This is a genomic window from Photobacterium galatheae, assembly GCF_000695255.1.
Taxonomy (GTDB): domain Bacteria; phylum Pseudomonadota; class Gammaproteobacteria; order Enterobacterales; family Vibrionaceae; genus Photobacterium; species Photobacterium galatheae.
The window spans coordinates 117,934-137,883 of sequence record NZ_JMIB01000010.1 but is presented as its reverse complement, the minus strand read 5'-3'; the positions used below and the strand labels follow the sequence as shown (position 1 = coordinate 137,883).

Sequence of the window (19,950 nt, the reverse complement as noted above, 5' to 3'; positions counted from 1 at the left end):
ACTTTATGGGGTCACTTCAAATCGCAGGGCTTTGAAGCAACTGAGTGCTGAAAAGCGAAAGACTCAGAAGTTCGCAGAGCGTGGCGTACGTGGGAATGGGATCACGTCACGAACGTTTGCCATGCCAGTAACATAAGACACCAGACGCTCGAAGCCCAGACCGAAGCCTGCGTGTGGTACGGTGCCGTAGCGGCGCAGGTCGCGATACCAGTTCATGTGTTCCGGATCGATATTCATCGAGCGCATGCGCTCGTCCAGAACGTTCAGACGTTCTTCACGCTGAGAACCCCCGATGATTTCGCCGATACCCGGTGCCAGGACGTCCATTGCCGCAACTGTCTTACCATCTTCATTCATCCGCATGTAGAACGCTTTGATGTCTTTCGGATAGTTTTTCACAATGACCGGCGCTTTGAAGTGTTCTTCAGCCAGGTAGCGCTCATGCTCAGAAGACATGTCGATACCCCATTCAACGTCGAATTCAAAGTCACGGCCAGAGTCTTTCAGGATCTGGATCGCATCGGTGTAGTCTACCTGTGCAAAATCAGATTCAACGAACTGCTCCAGACGGGTGATCGCTTCTTTGTTGATGCGTTGTGCAAAGAATTCCAGATCATCACGACGCTCTTCCAGCACGGCTTTGAACACATACTTCAGCATGTCTTCTGCCAGTCTCGCAACATCGTCCAGATCCGCGAAAGCAACTTCCGGCTCAACCATCCAGAATTCAGCCAGGTGACGGCTGGTGTTGGAATTTTCTGCACGGAACGTTGGGCCGAAGGTGTAAACCTTACTCAGGGCACACGCGTAAGCTTCGGCGTTCAACTGGCCAGAAACGGTCAGGAAAGTTTCTTTACCAAAGAAATCTTCGTTGTAATCCACATCACCTTTGTCTGTACGAGGCAGGTTGTTCATGTCCAGTGTCGAAACACGGAACATTTCACCGGCACCTTCACAGTCAGCCGCAGTGATCAGCGGTGCAGACATCCAGAAGAAGCCTTGCTCGTGATAGAAGCGGTGGATGGCTTGAGACAGGCAGTTACGAACACGGGCAACCGCGCCAATCACGTTGGTGCGTGGGCGCAGATGCGCTACTTCACGCAGGTACTCAATCGAGTGGCGTGTTTTTGCCATCGGGTAAGTTTCGGCATCTTCTACCCAGCCAACAACGGTCACTGCCGTTGCTGCCAGTTCGAAGTCCTGCCCCTGAGCTGGAGATGCAACCACTTTACCGGTCACTTCAACTGAACAGCCAGTCGTCAGTTTCAGAACTTCTTCCTGGTAATTATTCAGTTCATTCGGGACCACGGCCTGAATCGGGTCGAAACAAGAGCCGTCATAGATGGCAAGGAAAGAGATTCCGGCTTTGGAATCCCGACGTGAGCGAATCCAACCGCGAACAGTGACTTCACTGTCGACGGCGATCTTACCGCTCAATACGTCAGAAACAGGCGCGTAAGTCATGATGTAGTTTTTCTCCGTTGAGGCACGACTGAATGCTGTGCTTAATTGACTATCCGAAACAGCAATATTACCTGTCTCGGCTCAGGCATCAAGCTTTGATGCGTCTGTCGATGGGAAATAATCACATTGTGTTGGCTTTTGTGCTGATTTAGTAATCACTATGTGCTTAAAAATGATTCCGGCAGCCTGTTTTGGGCTGCCGGAAATGGAGGTTATGGCGTCGCTGGTGGTGTGAGATTACACGTCAGACCGTCTCGTAACACGGTGCCCGGGAAGGGGCTGCCAGGCTGTGGCGGGTCGGTTGGTGTCTGTTCCGTAACCGCAGGCGCATCCCCAGCCGGGATGAGGGTGACAGTGTCGCTCCACATTTCACCTTGATCGGCGCTGAGCGCCGGGCTTGCGCTTTCCCAGCGCGTGAAGTGATTGAATCCTTTGATGGTCAGGGTTCGGCCGTCGGTATCAGACACTTTCAGCCATTCCTGGAAATCTCCGGTCGGGAATTTTTTCGCGCCGTTGCTGAATGTGGCATCAATCTCAGCCTGCGCCATGGCATTTTCGTAGTACAGGGTGCCATCGGCTTCCAGTTTCCAGCGAATTGGAATATTGAAACCACAACCGTTGCTGTCTCTGTAGATGCCCGTATTGAACCCTGCCTGACTGTCTGCCTGATTGTTCAGCACAAGGTGACGGGATGCGTTACTGCTGAAGACCAGCGCTTTTCCTGCCAGCATATTCTGGGTAAAGCGGGGTGTCCGGTTTTCCCAGCTGACCACACAACTGGCCGACTGATTTTCAAATTCAGTTTTGGTTTTTGCCGAGGATGGCATTTGCGTGCTGCTGTTCCAGCCGGAATCATTGGCAGTACAGGCAACCAGTGTATTCGGCGCATATTGCTTGGTCATCAGATGGCTGATGTCCGTTTCATTCGCACCACCGAGATCTGTCTGGCTGAAGGTTTTCACGGCCAGAATCGGGCGGGCCTCATTTTTTTTATGGGTCATCGCCCAGAGCTGGTAGTCGCTGAAAGCGTTGCTGGTATCTTCTGTCAAACGCAGGAAGCCGTTTTCATTGAGCTGCCACTGACGATTGGCCGTGCCAGGCTGGAGCGCTGTATTGACGTAATACTCCCAGGTGTTGTCACTTTTGAGGATGACCGTTTCCAGTTCGCCCAGATTGTCTGCCTCGGTTGAGATTTGCACCAGATGCTGATTGACCATCGCGTTCACGCCATCTGTGGTGAAGCGGTCATCCCCGCCACACTCAGTAACAGCATTGAGGAACTGGTCTTCAGTCGCTGGTGTCGTATCGCCAAAGACGCAGTCACCGAAGGGCGGCAAATTGGCGCGGGAGGTGACAGCGTAGATTTGTTCTTTGGCAGCGTTATTGAATCCGGCAAAGTGGAAATCATCATCTTTCAGAACGGCTTCCCCCTGATGGACCGCACCCTGGTCGACAACCAGAAACAGATAAGGCGTTTTGAACGGGTAGCGGTTTGCCAGCTGCTGAATGACATCAGGAATCGCAAACTGGAACATTTGTTTTCCCTGGGTGGTGACTGGTGACCAAATCCCGGTTTCAACTTTCATCCAGTCATTGCCGCCCACATTGACCCAGTAATTGATGCGATGGGTGGTGTTAAAGATGAATTCAAGCACCACGTTGTCGGTCAGATGGTAGCCATTCACCTGTTCAAAGCTGCCGGCATCTTCAACTGACACCAGATCTTCCAGTACTGTGTACGGAACAGTGGGATTGTCTTTGGGCGCAATGGTGCAGTCGTCACCGCTGACATTGGTTTTACAGAGCAGCATTCGGGTGGTATCCGGACTCCAGGTAAAGTAATACCCCATGGCGCCGTCGGTAAAGGTGGCATCGCCCGGCACATAACGGGTCATGAAATGATTTTCTTTGGTGGTCAGAAAATCATGCATGTTTTGTCCGGACAGGGCGTATGAATTCACCCGTATCATGATGTTGCGGTCATCGCCCTCCTCAAGGCCAGCGTCTGTGACAATGACAGTGCTGCTGGAGGAAATCAGCACTTTGAAATATTCGTATAAATCTTTCCAGCCGGAAGCTGTCAGAATCTGGCCCTGAATCGCATCTTCCTTCTGATCAAACTGAACCAGCGGCTGTTCACTCAGGTAAGTAAATGCTTCAGTCAGGCTGACATCGCTCTCTCCGTTTTTTTGCCACTGCCAGTCGATTTGGCGGGTTTCATTGGTTGCGGTGTCCGGACTGTTGAAGTCCATCATATCGGCTTCAAGTTTGCTGCCTTCAAGGGAACTCTGACTGCGCAGACGCCAGAATCCGGCATTGAAAATCGTTTGGATGGTGTCCTTCTGAGCCGTCAGTTCTGTGTATTTCCGGGTCATGACACCTTCGAGAATGTCGGTGACGACACGTAACGACATCAAGGTACTCAGGTTGACACCGTTCAGCCCGAGTTTGGGGATCAGCGTTACGCTCAGTTCATCAGCCAGTTCATTGATAAAATCACCCGCATTGCGAACGTCGAGGTTCCCCGGATTGCTGACAGTTTCGCTGAAGATCCCCCAGTTTCCGTCTTTCACAACACGGTTCACCAGAGCCTGATAAGCCAGGGTGGTTTTCAGAGATAGTGCGATTTCAGTGTCGGTCAGAGGGGTCATGAACAGATCTTCTGGCAGGCGGTCACCAATGGCGAACTGAGGTGCACCGTCCAGGTCGAGTACCAGGACGCCTTGCAGCAGGAGTGGACTCCGGACAGTGATAAGGTAATTGCCGTCTTCCTGCTGAAAATTAGTGATGTCTGCCTGTGCCATCACTTTGCCCTGACTGTTGAGAAACAGCACCGCAAAGTTGTCCTGAAGCAGTGTCGGTGTAGCGGCGTAGGCCTTGCTGATCAGCTGCCAGTGGTTGCTTTGCTGCGCGGTATTCAAGCCCGCGGGCAGATCAACCGTGACGGTAAATTTGGTTTGAATGGGGGGTAATTCGGCAGGTTTGATACCGGCCTCACCGTTGCCACCCCCACACGCAGAAAGCAGGCCAGCCCATAGCAGGCTCAGGCCAATCATCAGATAGGCGCGCATAATCCTTCCCCTGAACGATAAATGCTATATTTTCTGACCAAACCTGAAGCACGTTTGGTTTCGTATTTGCGGTGAGTATAGGTAAGGGGGGAGGGGGTGATTGTAAAACCAGACAGGCTGTCTCAGCCCTTGAGACAGCATCTGAGAATTGAGACAGCTCGTTCAGATGAATCGGATGACGCTGATGAAAAAGATGGCACCTGAGTTATCAGGCAATTGACAGGTATTTGTGTGTCTGAATCGACAGACGCCAGTTCCGCGCAATACAGGTTTGAATACACAGTGCTGTCGCCCGGGGTTTCTGGCTGATCGGTTGCAGGGCAATCGTGACATCTTTTTTCAGGTTCACGCCTGCCAGCAGTGAATCAAGCTGCTCAATATCTTTTTGTGTGCCGACCGGGTGTTTAATTTCATTGGCGCGTTCGAGTGCGGCGGTTAAAACCGGCAGTTTTCCCTTCATGTTGATTTTGGGAGAAACGGTGACCCAGGTCGCTTCCGTGGCAAGAACTTCATAGGTGCCACTGGTTTCAATCTGACAACGGAAACCATGCGCTTCCAACTGTTCTGTTAACGGGCGCAGATCGTACAGACAAGGTTCTCCACCGGTGATGACCACGTGCCGGGCCGTATAGCCCTGATCGTTGAGCACCTGAACAACACCTGCGGCATCCAGTGCGGTCCAGGTTGGTGTGTCTTCTTTCTTGGCGATCATGGTTTGCACATTCACTTCGTCCTGAGGCTCTGCACTCCAGGTTTGCTTGGTATCACACCAGGCACAGCCAACCGGGCAAACCTGTAAACGGACAAAAATGGCCGGCACACCAGTGAAAACACCTTCACCCTGAATGGTTTCAAAGATTTCATTGATTTTGTACACGACGACCTCAAAACATCTAACAAAATGAACGTGGAAACGGGCAGTATCAAGTACCCTGAACCTTGAAGGGCGCGTATTATGTCAGAACCTGAAGGGCTTGTCTCTATCCCCATTGCTTTTGAAGCGGTATCTTGTTTTTGAAGCGACATAGTGGCTACAGCAGTAGATGGGCTGAAAAGGTATACGTTTGTCGTGACTGGGCTCACGCCCTTGGCATAAGTCGCTTCACAATTAGTTCGCACTGTAAAAAAATTCCATATTCTTCATCCCTATATTGTCAGAGGAAGTCTGCGCATGTATGTCGCTCAGCCCGGTCACATCGATCACATCAAAAGAAATAATGCCGGCAGCGTCTACAAACTCATTGACCAGTACGGCCCGATTTCCCGGATTGAACTGTCGAAGAAAAGCCAGTTGGCCCCCGCCAGTATCACCAAAATTACCCGTGAGCTTTTTGATGGGCACTTGATCAAAGAAGCGGAAATTCTTGAATCCGGTAACCGGGGACGTCCGGCAATTGGTTTGGTGCCAGACAACGATGGCTGGCAGTTTCTGGGCATCCGGCTGGGGCGTGGGTATCTGACAATCGCACTACATGAGCAGGGCGGCGATATTCTGTTTGAAGAGAGACAGGATGTGGTTGAGCTGAAGCAGGCGGATGTCCTGAATAAGTTGCTGAGCGAGATTGATTCCTTTTTTGCCCGTCACGCCAAATTGCTTGACCGGATCACGGCCATTGCGGTTTCTCTGCCGGGGCTGGTGAATTCAGAAAAAGGTCTGGTGTTACAGATGCCCCATTATGAGGTAAAAGACCTGCCGCTGGGGCCAGCGATTCATGAGGCTACAGGGCTCCCGGTTTTTATTGGGAACGACACGCGTTCCTGGGCATTGGCAGAGCAGTTATTTGGCAACGCGAATGATGTGGCAAACTCGATTCTGATCTCTGTGCATCATGGTGTCGGGGCCGGCATCATCCTGGATAATCAGGTGCTGCAGGGGCGCATTGGTAATATCGGAGAGCTTGGACATATTCAAATTCAACCGGATGGTTTGCTCTGTCACTGCGGGAATAAGGGATGTCTGGAAACCGTTGCCAGTTTGCAGGCGGTGAGAGATCAGGTCAAAAACGGTTTGTCGCAGGGGGAAGCGTCTGTGCTCCATGGTCAGCCACTCACTATTGAAAGTATTTGTGATGCGGCTGTGCAGGGGGATCCGCTGGCATTTCGGGTGATCACGACGCTGGGCTTCAACCTTGGCCGGGCGATTGCCATTATGGTGAACCTGTTTAATCCGGAGAAGGTTCTGATTGGGGGAGAGTTCAATCAGGCGAAAAGTGTGCTGTATCCGGCGATTATGGAATGTGTGAAAAGCCAGTCGCTACCGGTGTATAACCAGGATCTTCGAATTGAGGAAACCAGCTTCTATACGCAGGCGACCATGCCGGCCGCGGCACTGGTGAAGCAGGCGATGTATGATGGTCATCTGTTGCTGAAATTGATTGAAGAAGGCTGAAGTTTTCCTGAGACGGATGATTGAACGCAGCTCATGCCTATTTTTATGGCGATGGCTGCGTTTTTTGTTGCGCTCAGCCAGACTTAGAGAAGAACACAGCACTTGGAGGCCAGAGACATGAAAAAGATTCGGGTTTTTTACGACGGTGCCTGCCCAAGCTGTGTGCGGGATCGCGCCTGGTATGAATCCTGGCTGGGTCGCCATCCCGAGCTGGTGGAGTGGTACGACATTACCGGCAAAGATGAAGCGCTGAAAGCGCTGGGGATCTCACCGGAAAAAGCGTTACGGGAGTTACACGTTCAGGATCAGCAGGGGATTGTGTATCAGGAAATGGACGCTTACATCCTGTTGCTGAAACAGGTGTGGTGGTTGCGACCGGTTGCGTTTCTGATGGGACTACCGGGGATCCGGCATCTGTTATCGGCCATCTATCGTCGTATGGTCGATCAGCGACTGGCCCGTGAGGGCCGTGGCTAAAGAGGGCTGTGGCAGAGGTTGTCAGATATCATCGTTTCTGAGTTCCTCGTCAATCACATTATGCAGGAACGACAGGGCGGCCCGGTGATCGTTTCGACTCATAAACCATTGCTTTTGATTGGTTTCAAGCGGCAAAATTTCCAGCCAGCGCTGGCAAACCCAGGCCATGTTGGTGAAATCCGGCTCTGGGTAATTTTCGGCATAATCCGGATATTCTTCAAACAGGGCTTCCAGACTGTTGGCGATGTGGCGATCGATAAAACGTGCACTGCTGGGCGCCCAGTTTTTAATCAGACTGACTTCGCCAAACCTCAGGCCATCTTTTTCCTGCCAGTGATTGTTGATCACGAATTTTTCCACCCCTTTTATGGTGATGCCGAGCAGTCCGTCTGGTAATTGTTCGAAATCGGTGATTTCGACTCGAGTTCCGAAATGGCATAGTGAATCGCCATCTTTCATACAGAGGCCAAAACCATTGCCTGAGGACATTGCGAGCGTCACCAACCGAGTGTAGCGAGGTTCGAAAATCCGCAATTTACTGACACCCCCCGGCAACACATAAAGCCGGAGCGGAAAAAGGGGTAACTGCATCATAGATAGCCTTTATGACGTCAACTTTTGATAGGGCTGCCTGTCTTTCTGGACGGGATGTCTTCAAATTGACAGGTTTCAGCCCTGATTTGGCTCTTCTTATGAGTATATGTGTTCAAAGGTGATGTTTTGTCTGTTTTTCGATATTAGTGCAGTGATTGCAAAATAGCGAAAACCAGTTTTTCAAGCTGCTGATTACCAATGATAAAGGGTGGCATGATGTAGATAAGTCGGCCAAATGGGCGAATCCAGACACCATTGTCTACAAAACTTTTCTGAATCGAGACCATATCCACCGGTTCATATAATTCAACGACACCAATGGCGCCCAGCCAGCGCACAGCTTTGACCTGCTCAGACTGACCCACCATGGGCAGCAATTGTGACAGTTGGTGTTCAATCCGGCTGACCTGATGCTGCCAGTCACCGGTTTCCAGCAAGGACAGGCTGGCATTGGCAACGGCACAGGCCAGCGGATTCCCCATGAAAGTCGGGCCATGCATAAAGCAACCGGCTTCACCGCTGCACACTGTATCGGCAACTTGCTTGGTGGTCATCGTGGCTGCCAGCGTCATGTAACCGCCGGTCAGTGCTTTTCCGACACACATGATATCCGGACTGATCCCTGCATGTTCGCACGCAAAAAGTTTACCGGTACGGCCAAAGCCGGTTGCGATTTCGTCAACAATCAGTAACACACCCAAGTCATCACACAACTCGCGGACACGGCGCAGATATGTCGGGTGATAAATGCGCATGCCTCCGGCACCCTGAACGACAGGTTCCAGGATGATGGCGGCAATGTCGGTATGATGGGCCTCGAGTTTGGCCGCTAAATCGGCGATATCGTTTTCGTCCCATGCATCATGGAAACCCGTCTGTGGCGATTCGGCGAAAATGTGCTCAGGCAGGAAACCTTTATAGAGGCTGTGCATTGAGTTATCCGGATCGGTCACCGACATCGCCGCAAACGTATCACCATGATAACCGTGCCGCAGGGTGAGGAATTTTGAGCGGCGCTCACCTTTGGCATGCCAGTACTGCAAGGCCATCTTCAGCGCAACTTCAACAGAGACTGAGCCGGAATCAGCCAGAAAAACCTGCTGCAAAGGCGCTGGCGACAGTTCGACCAGTTTTCGGCACAGTTCAACCGCAGGTTGGTGGGTGATACCGCCGAACATGACATGGGACATTTTATCGAGCTGGTCTTTGGCGGCCTGATTCAGCACCGGGTGATTGTAACCGTGAATTGTGGCCCACCAGGAAGACATACCATCAATGAGCTGCCGTCCGTCTTCCAGATACAAGTGAACGCCTTCTGCATGGCTGACCGGATAACAGGGCAGAGGGTTCAGGGTGGAGGTATAAGGGTGCCAGACATGCTGGCGATCGTAGTCCAGATCAGTTCCGGCAGATGAAAACTGGTTGGAGGTGTTTTTATTGGTGTTGATATTTTGCACAGATGTAAACCTTGTGTTTTCTTTATGGTTGACAGTGTACTTGCTCAAAGTAGACTTGCAACCATTGAAACCCGTGGAATTCGTGCGGTTATCGCAGCCATTCACCGGGCCATAAGAACAATGAAGAGGTTTACCCGTGGAAGTGAGACACGATTGGAGCATTGCGGAAGTACAGGCGCTGTTTGAAAAGCCATTTATGGATCTGGTGTTTGAAGCACAGCAGGTTCACCGTCAGTACCATGAGCCAAATAAAGTGCAGGTGAGCACCCTGCTGTCGATTAAAACCGGTGCTTGTCCTGAAGACTGCAAGTATTGTCCGCAAAGTGCGCATTATCGTACCGATGTCGATCGTGAGCGTTTGATGGAAGTTGAGCGAGTACTGGATGCGGCGCAAAAAGCAAAAAGTTCTGGTGCCACACGTTTCTGTATGGGTGCGGCCTGGAAAAACCCGAAAGAACGTGACATGCCGTATCTGCTGGATATGGTCCGTGGCGTCAAGTCGATGGGGCTGGAAACCTGTATGACGCTGGGCATGATCACCCCTGATCAGGCGAATACCCTGGCAGAGGCCGGACTCGACTACTACAACCATAACCTGGACACCTCGCCGGAGTATTACGGCAACATCATTACCACGCGGACCTATCAGGATCGTCTGGATACGCTGTCGCATGTGCGTGATGCGGGCATGAAGATTTGTTCCGGCGGTATTATCGGAATGGGTGAAAGTGCCCGTGACCGTGCGGGTCTGCTGGTGGAACTGGCGAATTTGCCGGTTCATCCGGAAAGCGTGCCAATCAATATGCTGGTCAAAGTAAAAGGCACACCGCTGGAGACTGTGGATGATGTTGATCCGCTCGATTTTGTCCGCATTATTGCTGTAGCACGGATCATGATGCCGAAATCTGCTGTTCGCCTTTCGGCGGGACGTGAAGGCATGAGCGAAGAAACTCAGGCCCTTTGCTTTATGGCGGGAGCCAACTCGGTTTTCTATGGCTGCAAACTGCTGACGACGCCAAACCCGGAAGAAGACAAAGACATGCAGCTGTTCAGAAAACTGGGAATTAACCGTCAGGAAAAAGCAGCGAAGCCAGACGAAATCCAGGCTCAGGAACTCTTAGGTCAGGTCGCTCAGCGCGTTGCTTCGCGTCCGGCTGCTGATGATCTTTTCTACGATGCCTCTTAAGCATCGTATTGCTCAGGCCCTGAACCAGCGAGAGGCGCAGGGCCTGTATCGTCGACGGAAGACCCTGACGAGACAGGCGTCTTCGGTTCGGCAGGCGAATCAAACGCAACCCAGCCTGAATTTTTCCAGTAATGATTATCTCGGTCTGGCCCAAGACCCGACATTGATCGCGGCCTGGCAACAGGGACTGTCCAAGTATGGTGCAGGCAGTGGCGCTTCACCGCTGGTGACCGGACATCACACACCACATCAATCGCTCGAAGCCCGTCTGGCTGAATGGCTGGGCTTTGAACGCGCACTGTTGTTCAGTACTGGCTTCAGTGCCAATCAGGCCGTGTTGTTTGCCTTGCTCGAAAAAGGGGATCTGCTGATTCAGGATAAACTGAACCATGCCTCGTTGATGGAGGCGGGGATGCTGTCACCGGCTATCATGCGGCGTTTTGCCCACAATGATGCCGATGCCTTACACAAGTTACTGTCGCAAAATACCGATGAGAACATGGCCCGGCTGGTAGTGACCGAAGGTGTGTTCAGTATGGATGGTGATCAGGCACCGCTGGCGGATATTGCAGCACGCTGCCACACCAGTCAGAGCTGGCTGATGGTCGATGATGCCCACGGGTGCGGCATTCTCGGTGACGAAGGACGCGGTAGCTGTCATCAGGCCGGTATTCGACCGGACATTTTGATTGTGACTTTTGGCAAAGCCTTTGGCATGCAGGGCGCTGCGGTGCTTTGCAGTCAGGACGTTGCAGAATATCTGATTCAGTTTGCCCGTCATTATGTTTATTCCACAGCGATGCCACCTGCACAGGCGTATGCGCTGTGTACGGCTTGCGATCTGGTCCAGGCGGGCGATTGGCGACGGGAAAAGCTGCTGACATTAGGGACCATTCTGGAAGAGACCCTGTTGCCGGAAGTGGGGCTGGTCTCAACAGCAACACCAATTAAGCCGGTGCTGCTGGGTGAAAGTGAGCGGGCGCTTACTTTGTCTGCCTTGCTGTCAGAGAAAGGATTTTGGGTGTCGGCAATTCGTCCGCCAACGGTGCCCGTTCATCAGGCTCGGTTGAGAATTACGTTAACGGCCAGTCACAGTGAAGCACACGTCAGGGAACTCGCGAATCATTTGAATGCGTCTTTTGAAGAGGTACAGGATGCAGCAAATCCGTCAGAACAGCCGGACTGATTGTTTGAATCGGGTGAATCCGTCTGCTGAAAAACAGGCCATTGCAGCCAGTTTCGGTAAGGCAGCCAAGCAATACGATGCGTCGGCCGCATTTCAGCGACGGGTTGGTCACCGGCTGCTTGAACAACTGCCGGTATTGGCTCACACCAGTCACTGGCTGGATGTGGGATGCGGCACTGGCTATTTCACCCGGCAGTTACAGGGACAGCATTATCAGACGACAGCCGTAGATCTCTCTTTTCAAATGCTGGAACAGGCACAGGCGCGTTGTCAGGGGCAGGGGGATTTCCAGCATGCTGATGCGGAAGCTTTACCTTTTGCTGACAATACGTTTGATGCGGCATTTTCCAGCTTGGCGCTACAGTGGTGCCGTGATCTCCGTGTGCCTTTGAAAGAACTGAAGCGTGTGGTGAAACCGGGTGGGGTGATTGGTTTTACAACCTTAGCTGAAGGGTCTCTGTTTGAGCTTCAGCAGTCCTGGCAAGCGGTAGATCAGGCACTGCATGTGAATCAGTACGCGGGTGAATCGGCGCTGGTTCAAGCGGTTGAATCGGCTGGGTTTACAGACTATCAGCTGGTCGTGGAACCTGTCGTTATGCATTACGAGAGTGCATTTGCACTGATGAAAGATTTGAAGGGAATTGGCGCGACGCATTTATCACAACATCGCCGCCAAGGATTGTTTGGGCGCACAGCACTGAATTTAATTGAACAGGCTTATGCAAGTTTTCGTGATCACACGGGTCAATTACCAGCAACGTATCAGGTTTGTTTTGGAGTCTTGAACAATGACTAACGCTTTCTTTGTGACAGGAACAGATACCGACGCCGGAAAAACGGTAGTTACACGGACATTGATCGCGTCTGGGGTGAAGTCAGGTTACCGGACAACTGGGTTTAAGCCCATTGCTTCGGGGAGCACATTAACGGTGTACGGGATGAGAAATTCGGATGCACTGTATTTACAGGCCGCTTCTCAACCTGAACTGGCGTATGAAGAGGTGAATCCATTTACGTTTGAGCCGCCTATTGCACCACATATTGCAGCCAGGCAGGCTGGCGTAGAGATTTGTCCCGATAAATTGTCCAGTGGTTTGTACCATTTGAAACAGAAATCTGACTTGGTGTTTGTCGAGGGCGCTGGTGGCTGGCGGGTTCCTTTGTCTGAGACAACGAAATTTTCAGATTGGGTGAAGCAGGAGAATCTGCCAGTGATCCTTGTGGTCGGGGTGAAACTGGGGTGCCTGAATCATGCGATGCTGACCGCGGAGGCCATTGAACGCGATGGGTTGACTCTGGCGGGTTGGGTGGCGAATCTGGTGGATCCCGAAACCAGTTGTTACGACGAGAACCTGAGATATCTTGAAGCGATGTTACCGGCACCGAAGCTGGGCGAAATCCCGCATCTGCCTGATATCGGCAAAAGAGATTTAACCGAATATCTGAATCTGGAGTTGTTGGGGTTCCCTGCTTCAGTTCAGCTCTGAAACCAAAGCCAGCTAAAACCAAAGCCGTCTGAAACAACAAAGCCGCCTATATGGCGGCTTTGTTGTTTCAGAGAATCTGTCAGTGCTGTTTTTTGCGAGCCAGTTTCGGCAGGCAGTACCAGGCTGATGCAGCAAGAATCAGGCTGTAACCCAAGAGTTCAACGCCTTCTTCGGCCAGGTTTTTCACTTCACGAACGTAATTATCCTGCATGGCGGTTTGCCATAACTCGCTCATTCCGAATAAGCGGGAAAAGACCAGCAGCGTCGCCATACCGCCAATCATCAACCCAAAACTGGCATGTTTGCTGTACTGAGCCAGAGGTGGCTGAGTGCTTTGCGGATGCTGATACGCGTAGGCAATTCCTGCCACTGCCACCAAAGCCGCTGGAACTTTCCAGAAACCATGCGTCACCAGATCAAGTACGCCATCCAGCTCTCGGATCAGCAATACCAGGAAAAAGGCAGCAACCAGACAGGCAAAGCCACGGACGTTCGCTCTCTTGACGGCAACCGCAGCAAACAGGGCACTGCTGAGGGCGAGGTAGAGTTCCTGAGCGTATTCAACGAGTGAGTCTTCCCCCAGGTTGCCACTGAATTGCAGAATTTCAATCTGAATGATGAAGGCTGCGATGGCAGCGATCACAGCAACGGCCATGAAAATCGCAATTGTGATCAGCAAAGGACGTGTGTTTTCCTGCGAAGGGGCACTATCAAGGGTGTGCGAAAAGATTTTTTTCATAGTTTACCTGTACAGTGTTCAAAATAATTTTTGGGATAAGTATCACACAATCATTCTGAATGGAAACTGTATTTACACACTATGGCCTAAAAATGACAAAGCCTCCAGATGAGGAGGCTTTGGATCTAGCACTTAATACAAGGGAATTAGTTTGCGGTCAGTCCCGAAAGCGGGTCAATCACTTCACTTGATTGCGAAGCTGCAGGATCGATACCCAGTTCAGCACAGGCTTCTTCGGCAGTCATGCCAAGATGACAGCGCAGGATATCAATTGCGACTTGGTAATTTTCATGGTCAGCCATCTTGCCTCCTTTCAGATACTGAGCGAAATCATTGATGCCAAAACAATAGTGAATGGTGCCTGTTTAAACAATACGACCAAAGTCTAAGGTCTAAGTCTGGCTATGCTGAAAAATCAGTCTTCGCAGCGACTTACGAAAAGTAACAATTTCCCGCTTCCGCTTGTTTTCAGATTAAACGACCATACTATAAGTAACGTTATACCCTAGTGACCTTTGGTGGAGATAAAAAGGTATGAAACGAATTGCCTTGTTCCTGGCAACGAACCTGGCTGTCATGCTGGTGTTCAGTATTGTGCTCAATATTGTGTACGCAGTTACAGATTTACAGCCGGGTAGCCTGAATGGCCTGCTGGTGATGGCGGTGTTGTTTGGCTTTGGCGGTTCCCTGATTTCCCTCTTCATGTCGAAATCAATGGCTTTGCGCTCAGTTGGCGGCATGGTGATTGAAAACCCGCGGAATGAATCGGAATACTGGCTGGTGGAAACCGTGGCGCGTCAGGCGAAGCAGGCAGGCATTGGTATGCCAACCGTTGCAATTTATGATTCACCAGACATCAATGCTTTTGCGACTGGGGCAAAACGCGATGACTCACTGGTTGCCGTTTCAACGGGGTTGCTGCACAGCATGTCGCCTGATGAAGCTGAGGCTGTGCTGGCACATGAGGTCAGTCATATCGCCAATGGTGACATGGTGACCATGACCCTGCTTCAGGGGGTTGTGAATACCTTCGTGATTTTCATTTCGCGCATCATTGCCGGTGCCGTCAGTGGCATGAACAATAACGACGGCGAAGGTGAAGGTGAGGGCGGCAGCTTCATGACCTACTTCATCGTTTCGACCATCATGGAACTCTTGTTTGGATTCCTCGCAAGCATTATTACGATGTGGTACAGCCGTCACCGTGAGTTCAAGGCGGATGCCGGTTCAGCCCGCCTGGTGGGTAAAGAGAAAATGATTGCCGCGCTGGAACGACTGAAAGTCAGCCAGGAATCTCATCTGGAAGGCTCCATGATGGCGTTTGGGATTAACGGTCGGAAAACATTATCTGAACTGTTCATGACCCACCCGCCGCTGGAAAAGCGTATTGATGCGCTGCGTCGTGGTGAACACCTGTAAACGATAGTCAGGGCCCCGGATGAACCGGGGCTTTTTTTATTTGGGCTGAGCATGATCAGATACGCTCGGGAAGAACACGATAGAGATTGCCGCTGTCCGTAGCAAAGTACAAATAACCTTCCTTGCTTTGGGTCAGAGAGCGGATACGTTCCCCCATCGCTTCAAACAACCTTTCTTCTTTCACTGGTTTACCTGTTGAATCCAGAACGACCCGATTGAGATGCTGTAATACGAGCGCCCCTGCAAACAAATTTCCCTGCCAGCCTGGAAAGGCATCACCCCGATAAAGCAGCAGGCTGCCGGGAGCAATGGAGGGGATATAGACTTTGACGGGCGATTCAATCCCCGCTTTTTCTCTGGCTTCACCTACAGCCAGTGGCCCCCAGTATTCTTTGCCATGTGACGTGACAGGCCAGCCGTAATTCCGGCCCGGCAGGATCAGGTTAATTTCATCGCCACCACGCGGACCATGCTCAATTTCCCATAAACGCTGATTGGCCTGATCGTACGCCAGCCCCTGTGGATTGCGATGACCGAAACTCCAGATTTCTGCGGATGCATCCTTTCTGCCGACAAAAGGATTGTCTTCAGGCACACTGCCATCCAGATTCAGTCGCAATACGGCCGCAGCATGATTGGTCAGATCCTGTCCGTTGGGGCGGTGGCCCCGGTCACCAACAGAGAAAAATACATGGCCCCGGCCGTCAAAGGCGATCCGGCTGCCAAAGTGCCGGTTGGTGTCACTGAGAGAACGGGTGACTTTTAAATCCTGCCACTGAGTGAGTGTTTTTCCTGATAATCTGGCACGAGCCAGCGTTGTGACCCCGCCACCTTTTACGGGCTTGGCATAGGTAAAATAGAGCCAACCCTGTGCTGTCGGGTCTGGTGAAAGCCGGACATCGAGCAAGCCGCCCTGACCTCGGGCGTACACCGCCGGAAGGCCGTTAATCGCCGTTGTCTTCCCGGAACGAATATCCAGCAGAACGGCTTGGCCCTCTCGAAGTGTTACCAGCAGGTGGTTGGCATCAATAAAGGTCATTCCCCAAGGGATAGCAAGGCCATCGGCTACTTTTTCGACTCGATAGGCCATCCCTTCGCTGCTGCCCTTGGCTTTCGGCTCAAAAGCCAGGGCAGGCAGGCAAGACAGGATCCAAATCAGGATGGTGACGACAGCGTTTTGACAAAGTTTCATTGAAATATCCTTTTCTTCGCTTCATTCATATCGCTGGCCGGCTTCAAGTGATCCGCAATGATTCTGGCCAGTTGTCCGATGCCTGTATGCCATCGTGGGTTGTCTTCAAAAGCGGCATAGCTCAGCCTGAGGCAATGGCGATAGCTATCCAGTGTGCTGAACATACTGCCGGGCAGGATGCTAATACCTGCCTGATAGGCCAGTTGATAAATCTGATCGCTGTTGGCCTGTTCTGGGAGGGTCAACCAGCACAGAAATCCGCCATCGGCGAGATTGAGATGATAACGGCCAACCAGCCAGGGGTAGCTGTCGAGCGCAGCACAGAGAATCTGGCTGAACCGGCGTTGATTCTGATGATAAAAGCGCCGGATTTTTCCCAGATGAGCCCGGTATTTGCCGGTTTTCAGAAACTCAGCCACTGCCGACTGCATCAGGTTCAGGCTTCCCATGTTGTCTGCCAGTAGGCGCTTTTCGATCTGAGGCTGGTATCGACCCGCAAGCAACCAGCCAATGCGCAAGCGTGAATCCAGTGTTTTCGACAAAGAATTACAGTAAATCACCCGGTGGCTGTCATCCATGCTGTACAACGTGGGTGGCCGCCCGGCGTAAGCCAGATCGCCAAACACATCATCTTCAATGATCGGAATGCCTTGCGTCATGGCGAGCAACTGTTGCCGGGCAGCGAGCGGCATGACGGAGCCGGTCGGGTTGTTGAAACTCGGGTTGATCAGGATGGCTGCAATCGGCCATTGCTGTAATGCCTGTTTCAACCGGGTTAAGTCCATGCCGGATTGCAGGCTGGCGGGGATCTCCACGACTTTCAGGCCCAGTGATTCCAGTAACAGCAGGTTACCGAAATAGCAGGGCGACTCAATGATGACGGTATCGCCCGGTTGGGTCAGCGCCTGCAAGGCCATACTGATCCCTTGTTGCGCACCATGGGTGATTAAAATGTCGCTGGCTGAGGCGGTGATGCCATGCCATTGATTGATAGCCACCAGCTGTTTTCTCAGCTGCTCGTCTCCCGGCGGGAGCAAATAATGGCTGGGGACATGTGTCTGATAGCGGCTGTGACGGCCAATCTCGGCATACAGCGAGGTGATGGCCGGAAAAGAGGTATTCGGATGTGCGCTGCCGGTCGGTAACAAGGCTGGTGACAGAGAATCCTGTAACACCGTCCGGCTCAGGGATAACAAATCGACAAACCCCGGGGTTTGGATGGGTTGGGTTTCCAGACATGGACGTAGGGTGACGATATATCCCGAGCGTGGATGCGCTTCAATTTTCTGGCTTGCTTCGAGTTCCTGATAGGCCCGGATGACCGTATTTTTACTGACCGCCATCTGTCCGCTCAGTTGCCGGATGGACGGGAGCTTATCACCGGCCTGATAAACGCCATGTTCAAGGCGCAGTTCAAGTTCCGCGATGACCTGCTGATATTTGGTCTCTGTTCTCTGGTGACTGCTTTCCATGCGCCTGTCTGTACCCTGATAAATTTATAAAACTGTCACTATTAACTGTGTCTGTACCCAAATAGAGTAGTGAATCATGATGGATAACGCCAGACAGAGGTGATTGTGGCCCGACTGATTCCTTTTATTTTTGTATTGTTGTGGAGTACCGGCTTTATCGGTGCCCGTTTTGGCTTGCCATATGCGGAACCGGCTACCTTCCTGTTTGTCCGGATGCTGGCAAACATCGCGATTTTTGCTGTGCTTGCGGCGTTGCTGAAATCTGTACTGCCGACCGGTAAAGCCAGAATTCATAGCCTGATCACAGGTATACTGATTCACGGGCTGTATCTGGGCGGTACTTACTATGGCATTTACCTTGGGATGCCTGCCGGCCTGTGTGCGCTGCTGGTCGGGTTACAGCCGGTGCTGACCGCCGTCATCCTGATGTGTCTGGGGCAGGAGCGTCTGGCCTTTTCCCAATGGTTGGGTTTGTGTCTGGGCATATTGGGTATCACCTTGGTTCTGCAGGGCAATATGAGCTGGCAGCAGGACGCGCATCAACTGGCCGCTTATGCCTGTGCGGGACTGGCGTTGCTGGGGATTACGCTGGGCACCCTGTATCAGAAGCGTTTTTGCAGTCAGGTTGATTTAGTCGGCGGCTCGCTTTATCAGTACATCATGGCGGCGATGGTGTTTGCACCTGTCATGCTGACCGCAGAAACCATGCAGATAGAATGGAACCTCACGTTTTCTCTGACACTGGCCTGGCTGGTTCTGGGCGTTTCGGTCACCGCTATCTGGCTGCTGCTTTATATGGTGAAGCACGGGGAAGCCTCAAAAGTGGCCTCGACGTTTTATCTGGTGCCTCCGATGACAGCGCTGGAAGCCTGGCTGGCTTTTGATGAAACCTTTGATGCATTCAGCGCGCTGGGTTTTTTGCTGGCAGCCATGGCGGTTTATCTGGTGATGCGAAAGCCTAAAAACAAATTCACGCAAGAAAAAGCTCTGGCATCTGCCCGGTGAGGGGCTAGAAGAAGAGCGTTGCTGATGAAAACCGCATCAAAGTGGTATGGATTATCTCAGATTGGCGATCATCTGCGCAGTCAGTTCAGTGAGGTATTTACAATATCGAATCGGCTGGGTATCATGCGCACCACTTACGGAGAGATGGCTGAGTGGTTGAAAGCACCGGTCTTGAAAACCGGCATACGTTAATAGCGTATCTAGGGTTCAAATCCCTATCTCTCCGCCACATTTAAAGAAACCGCTGAACTCTCAGCGGTTTTTTTTCATCTGAACCTTGGCAGGATAGAGATAGGGTGAAGAACCCTAGTGAGGGTTCAGCCGAGCGGAGCGAGACCACGTTGTCTTTAGACAACGCCCGAAGGGGCGCGAGCCTGCGAGCGATAAATCCCTATCTCTCCGCCACATTCGAAAGCCTCGTCATCTGACGGGGCTTTTTTCGTTCTTGGTCTGGAAATGCTTTCCGGGATTTGAAAATCCCTCTATACCTTGTTCTGGCTCCACCACATGTGAAGAAACCGCTGAAGTCTCAGCGGTTTTTTTTCGCCTGAATTTTCGTAAGAACTGCGGCACGATAGAGATAGGGTGAAGAACCCTATTCGCGATCTTTTTTTATTACTGACGTACTAACTTTTATATTAAATTTATACCCTGACGTATATGTTATTTATGCTGGTTTCGATATTTATTATAACTCTGCTTTGCTATCCGATTTGATTAAAAGTTTGAGCAGAAAAATAATCAGGAAGTCGTGAATTTGATAATCAGTTATCCACAGTAGTTGGCATCACATCTAACTTGTAGGCAATTAC

At 51.6% G+C, this 19,950-nt stretch carries 17 protein-coding genes, 1 tRNA gene and 1 other RNA gene; 10 read left to right on the top strand and 9 right to left on the bottom strand.

Annotation, left to right across the window (positions count from 1 at the left end; genetic code table 11):
• Positions 1–63: 63 nt before the first annotated feature.
• The 3 genes from asnS to queE form a co-directional block, all read right to left on the bottom strand.
• Complete coding sequence (gene asnS, locus EA58_RS07150) at positions 64–1,464, bottom strand: asparagine--tRNA ligase (RefSeq protein WP_036750778.1); 1,401 nt, start codon at positions 1,462–1,464, stop codon at positions 64–66.
• A gap of 212 nt (positions 1,465–1,676) precedes the next feature.
• Complete coding sequence (locus EA58_RS07145; protein ID WP_036750775.1) at positions 1,677–4,535, bottom strand: hypothetical protein; 2,859 nt, start codon at positions 4,533–4,535, stop codon at positions 1,677–1,679.
• A 208-nt stretch (positions 4,536–4,743) separates the two neighbouring features.
• Positions 4,744–5,412 (bottom strand): 7-carboxy-7-deazaguanine synthase QueE, encoded by a 669-nt coding sequence (queE, locus tag EA58_RS07140; protein ID WP_036750772.1) that lies wholly within the window; start codon positions 5,410–5,412, stop codon positions 4,744–4,746.
• Positions 5,413–5,706: 294 nt separating this feature from the next.
• Here queE and mlc point away from each other — a divergent pair, with 294 nt between their 5' ends.
• Positions 5,707–6,924, top strand: a complete 1,218-nt coding sequence (mlc, locus tag EA58_RS07135) for a sugar metabolism global transcriptional regulator Mlc (RefSeq protein WP_036750771.1) — start codon at positions 5,707–5,709, stop codon at positions 6,922–6,924.
• Between the two features lie 117 nt (positions 6,925–7,041).
• Positions 7,042–7,401, top strand: a complete 360-nt coding sequence (locus tag EA58_RS07130) for a thiol-disulfide oxidoreductase DCC family protein (protein ID WP_036750768.1) — start codon at positions 7,042–7,044, stop codon at positions 7,399–7,401.
• A 21-nt stretch (positions 7,402–7,422) separates the two neighbouring features.
• Here the strand turns inward: EA58_RS07130 and EA58_RS07125 are convergent, their stop codons facing one another.
• Together EA58_RS07125 and bioA are read right to left on the bottom strand one after the other, a co-directional pair.
• Positions 7,423–7,992 (bottom strand): LON peptidase substrate-binding domain-containing protein, encoded by a 570-nt coding sequence (locus EA58_RS07125; RefSeq protein ID WP_036750830.1) that lies wholly within the window; start codon positions 7,990–7,992, stop codon positions 7,423–7,425.
• A gap of 146 nt (positions 7,993–8,138) precedes the next feature.
• Positions 8,139–9,443, bottom strand: a complete 1,305-nt coding sequence (gene bioA, locus EA58_RS07120) for an adenosylmethionine--8-amino-7-oxononanoate transaminase (RefSeq protein WP_051641940.1) — start codon at positions 9,441–9,443, stop codon at positions 8,139–8,141.
• 145 nt (positions 9,444–9,588) lie between these two features.
• Here bioA and bioB point away from each other — a divergent pair, with 145 nt between their 5' ends.
• Genes bioB through bioD form a run of 4 tightly spaced genes read left to right on the top strand, consistent with a single transcriptional unit; the run spans position 9,589 to position 13,311 of the window.
• Positions 9,589–10,638 carry a biotin synthase BioB gene (gene bioB, locus EA58_RS07115; protein WP_036750766.1) on the top strand — a complete coding sequence of 350 codons (1,050 nt, stop codon included), beginning with the start codon at positions 9,589–9,591 and terminating at the stop codon, positions 10,636–10,638.
• A complete protein-coding gene (bioF, locus tag EA58_RS07110) occupies positions 10,628–11,824 on the top strand; it encodes an 8-amino-7-oxononanoate synthase (protein WP_036750761.1) in 1,197 nt (398 codons plus the stop codon). The genes bioB and bioF overlap by 11 nt, the downstream gene beginning before the upstream one ends.
• Positions 11,793–12,620 (top strand): malonyl-ACP O-methyltransferase BioC, encoded by an 828-nt coding sequence (bioC, locus tag EA58_RS07105; protein ID WP_051641939.1) that lies wholly within the window; start codon positions 11,793–11,795, stop codon positions 12,618–12,620. Before bioF ends, bioC begins: the two co-directional genes overlap by 32 nt.
• Complete coding sequence (gene bioD / locus EA58_RS07100; RefSeq protein ID WP_036750760.1) at positions 12,613–13,311, top strand: dethiobiotin synthase; 699 nt, start codon at positions 12,613–12,615, stop codon at positions 13,309–13,311. The genes bioC and bioD overlap by 8 nt, the downstream gene beginning before the upstream one ends.
• Before the next feature lie 79 nt (positions 13,312–13,390).
• Here bioD and EA58_RS07095 read toward each other — a convergent pair whose 3' ends face one another.
• Positions 13,391–14,050: a hypothetical protein gene (locus EA58_RS07095; protein WP_051641938.1), complete on the bottom strand. Its 660-nt coding sequence runs from the start codon at positions 14,048–14,050 to the stop codon at positions 13,391–13,393.
• A gap of 146 nt (positions 14,051–14,196) precedes the next feature.
• Complete coding sequence (locus EA58_RS21860) at positions 14,197–14,352, bottom strand: hypothetical protein (RefSeq protein ID WP_036750759.1); 156 nt, start codon at positions 14,350–14,352, stop codon at positions 14,197–14,199.
• A gap of 232 nt (positions 14,353–14,584) precedes the next feature.
• Here EA58_RS21860 and htpX point away from each other — a divergent pair, with 232 nt between their 5' ends.
• Positions 14,585–15,469: a protease HtpX gene (gene htpX, locus EA58_RS07085; RefSeq protein WP_036750758.1), complete on the top strand. Its 885-nt coding sequence runs from the start codon at positions 14,585–14,587 to the stop codon at positions 15,467–15,469.
• A gap of 55 nt (positions 15,470–15,524) precedes the next feature.
• Here the strand turns inward: htpX and EA58_RS07080 are convergent, their stop codons facing one another.
• Positions 15,525–16,661 carry a PQQ-dependent sugar dehydrogenase gene (locus EA58_RS07080; RefSeq protein ID WP_036750756.1) on the bottom strand — a complete coding sequence of 379 codons (1,137 nt, stop codon included), beginning with the start codon at positions 16,659–16,661 and terminating at the stop codon, positions 15,525–15,527.
• On the bottom strand, positions 16,658–18,133 hold the full coding sequence (locus tag EA58_RS07075; protein WP_036750754.1) for an aminotransferase-like domain-containing protein: 1,476 nt from the start codon (positions 18,131–18,133) through the stop codon (positions 16,658–16,660). Before EA58_RS07075 ends, EA58_RS07080 begins: the two co-directional genes overlap by 4 nt.
• Positions 18,134–18,235: 102 nt before the next feature.
• Between EA58_RS07075 and EA58_RS07070 the strand changes: the two genes are divergently transcribed.
• From EA58_RS07070 to EA58_RS21305, 3 genes are all read left to right on the top strand, one after another.
• The gene (locus EA58_RS07070; RefSeq protein WP_036750824.1) at positions 18,236–19,138 is read left to right on the top strand and encodes a DMT family transporter; all 903 of its coding nucleotides are present in this window, start codon (positions 18,236–18,238) and stop codon (positions 19,136–19,138) included.
• Between the two features lie 138 nt (positions 19,139–19,276).
• A tRNA-Ser gene (locus EA58_RS07065) sits at positions 19,277–19,367 on the top strand.
• Between the two features lie 47 nt (positions 19,368–19,414).
• Positions 19,415–19,543, top strand: a non-coding RNA gene (locus EA58_RS21305) — RtT sRNA.
• The last annotated feature ends 407 nt before the right edge of the window (positions 19,544–19,950 follow it).

What these genes read in the sequence shown, in the direction of transcription:
- mlc (WP_036750771.1), top strand. Translation starts at nt 5,707, where the DNA reads ATGTATGTCGCTCAGCCCGGTCACATCGATCACATCAAAAGAAATAAT.
- bioF (WP_036750761.1), top strand. Translation starts at nt 10,628, where the DNA reads ATGCCTCTTAAGCATCGTATTGCTCAGGCCCTGAACCAGCGAGAGGCG.
- bioD (WP_036750760.1), top strand. Translation starts at nt 12,613, where the DNA reads ATGACTAACGCTTTCTTTGTGACAGGAACAGATACCGACGCCGGAAAA.
- bioC (WP_051641939.1), top strand. Translation starts at nt 11,793, where the DNA reads ATGCAGCAAATCCGTCAGAACAGCCGGACTGATTGTTTGAATCGGGTG.
- htpX (WP_036750758.1), top strand. Translation starts at nt 14,585, where the DNA reads ATGAAACGAATTGCCTTGTTCCTGGCAACGAACCTGGCTGTCATGCTG.
- EA58_RS21860 (WP_036750759.1), bottom strand. Translation starts at nt 14,352, where the DNA reads ATGGCTGACCATGAAAATTACCAAGTCGCAATTGATATCCTGCGCTGT.
- EA58_RS07125 (WP_036750830.1), bottom strand. Translation starts at nt 7,992, where the DNA reads ATGCAGTTACCCCTTTTTCCGCTCCGGCTTTATGTGTTGCCGGGGGGT.
- EA58_RS07080 (WP_036750756.1), bottom strand. Translation starts at nt 16,661, where the DNA reads ATGAAACTTTGTCAAAACGCTGTCGTCACCATCCTGATTTGGATCCTG.
- EA58_RS07075 (WP_036750754.1), bottom strand. Translation starts at nt 18,133, where the DNA reads ATGGAAAGCAGTCACCAGAGAACAGAGACCAAATATCAGCAGGTCATC.
- EA58_RS07145 (WP_036750775.1), bottom strand. Translation starts at nt 4,535, where the DNA reads ATGCGCGCCTATCTGATGATTGGCCTGAGCCTGCTATGGGCTGGCCTG.
- EA58_RS07130 (WP_036750768.1), top strand. Translation starts at nt 7,042, where the DNA reads ATGAAAAAGATTCGGGTTTTTTACGACGGTGCCTGCCCAAGCTGTGTG.
- asnS (WP_036750778.1), bottom strand. Translation starts at nt 1,464, where the DNA reads ATGACTTACGCGCCTGTTTCTGACGTATTGAGCGGTAAGATCGCCGTC.
- EA58_RS07095 (WP_051641938.1), bottom strand. Translation starts at nt 14,050, where the DNA reads ATGAAAAAAATCTTTTCGCACACCCTTGATAGTGCCCCTTCGCAGGAA.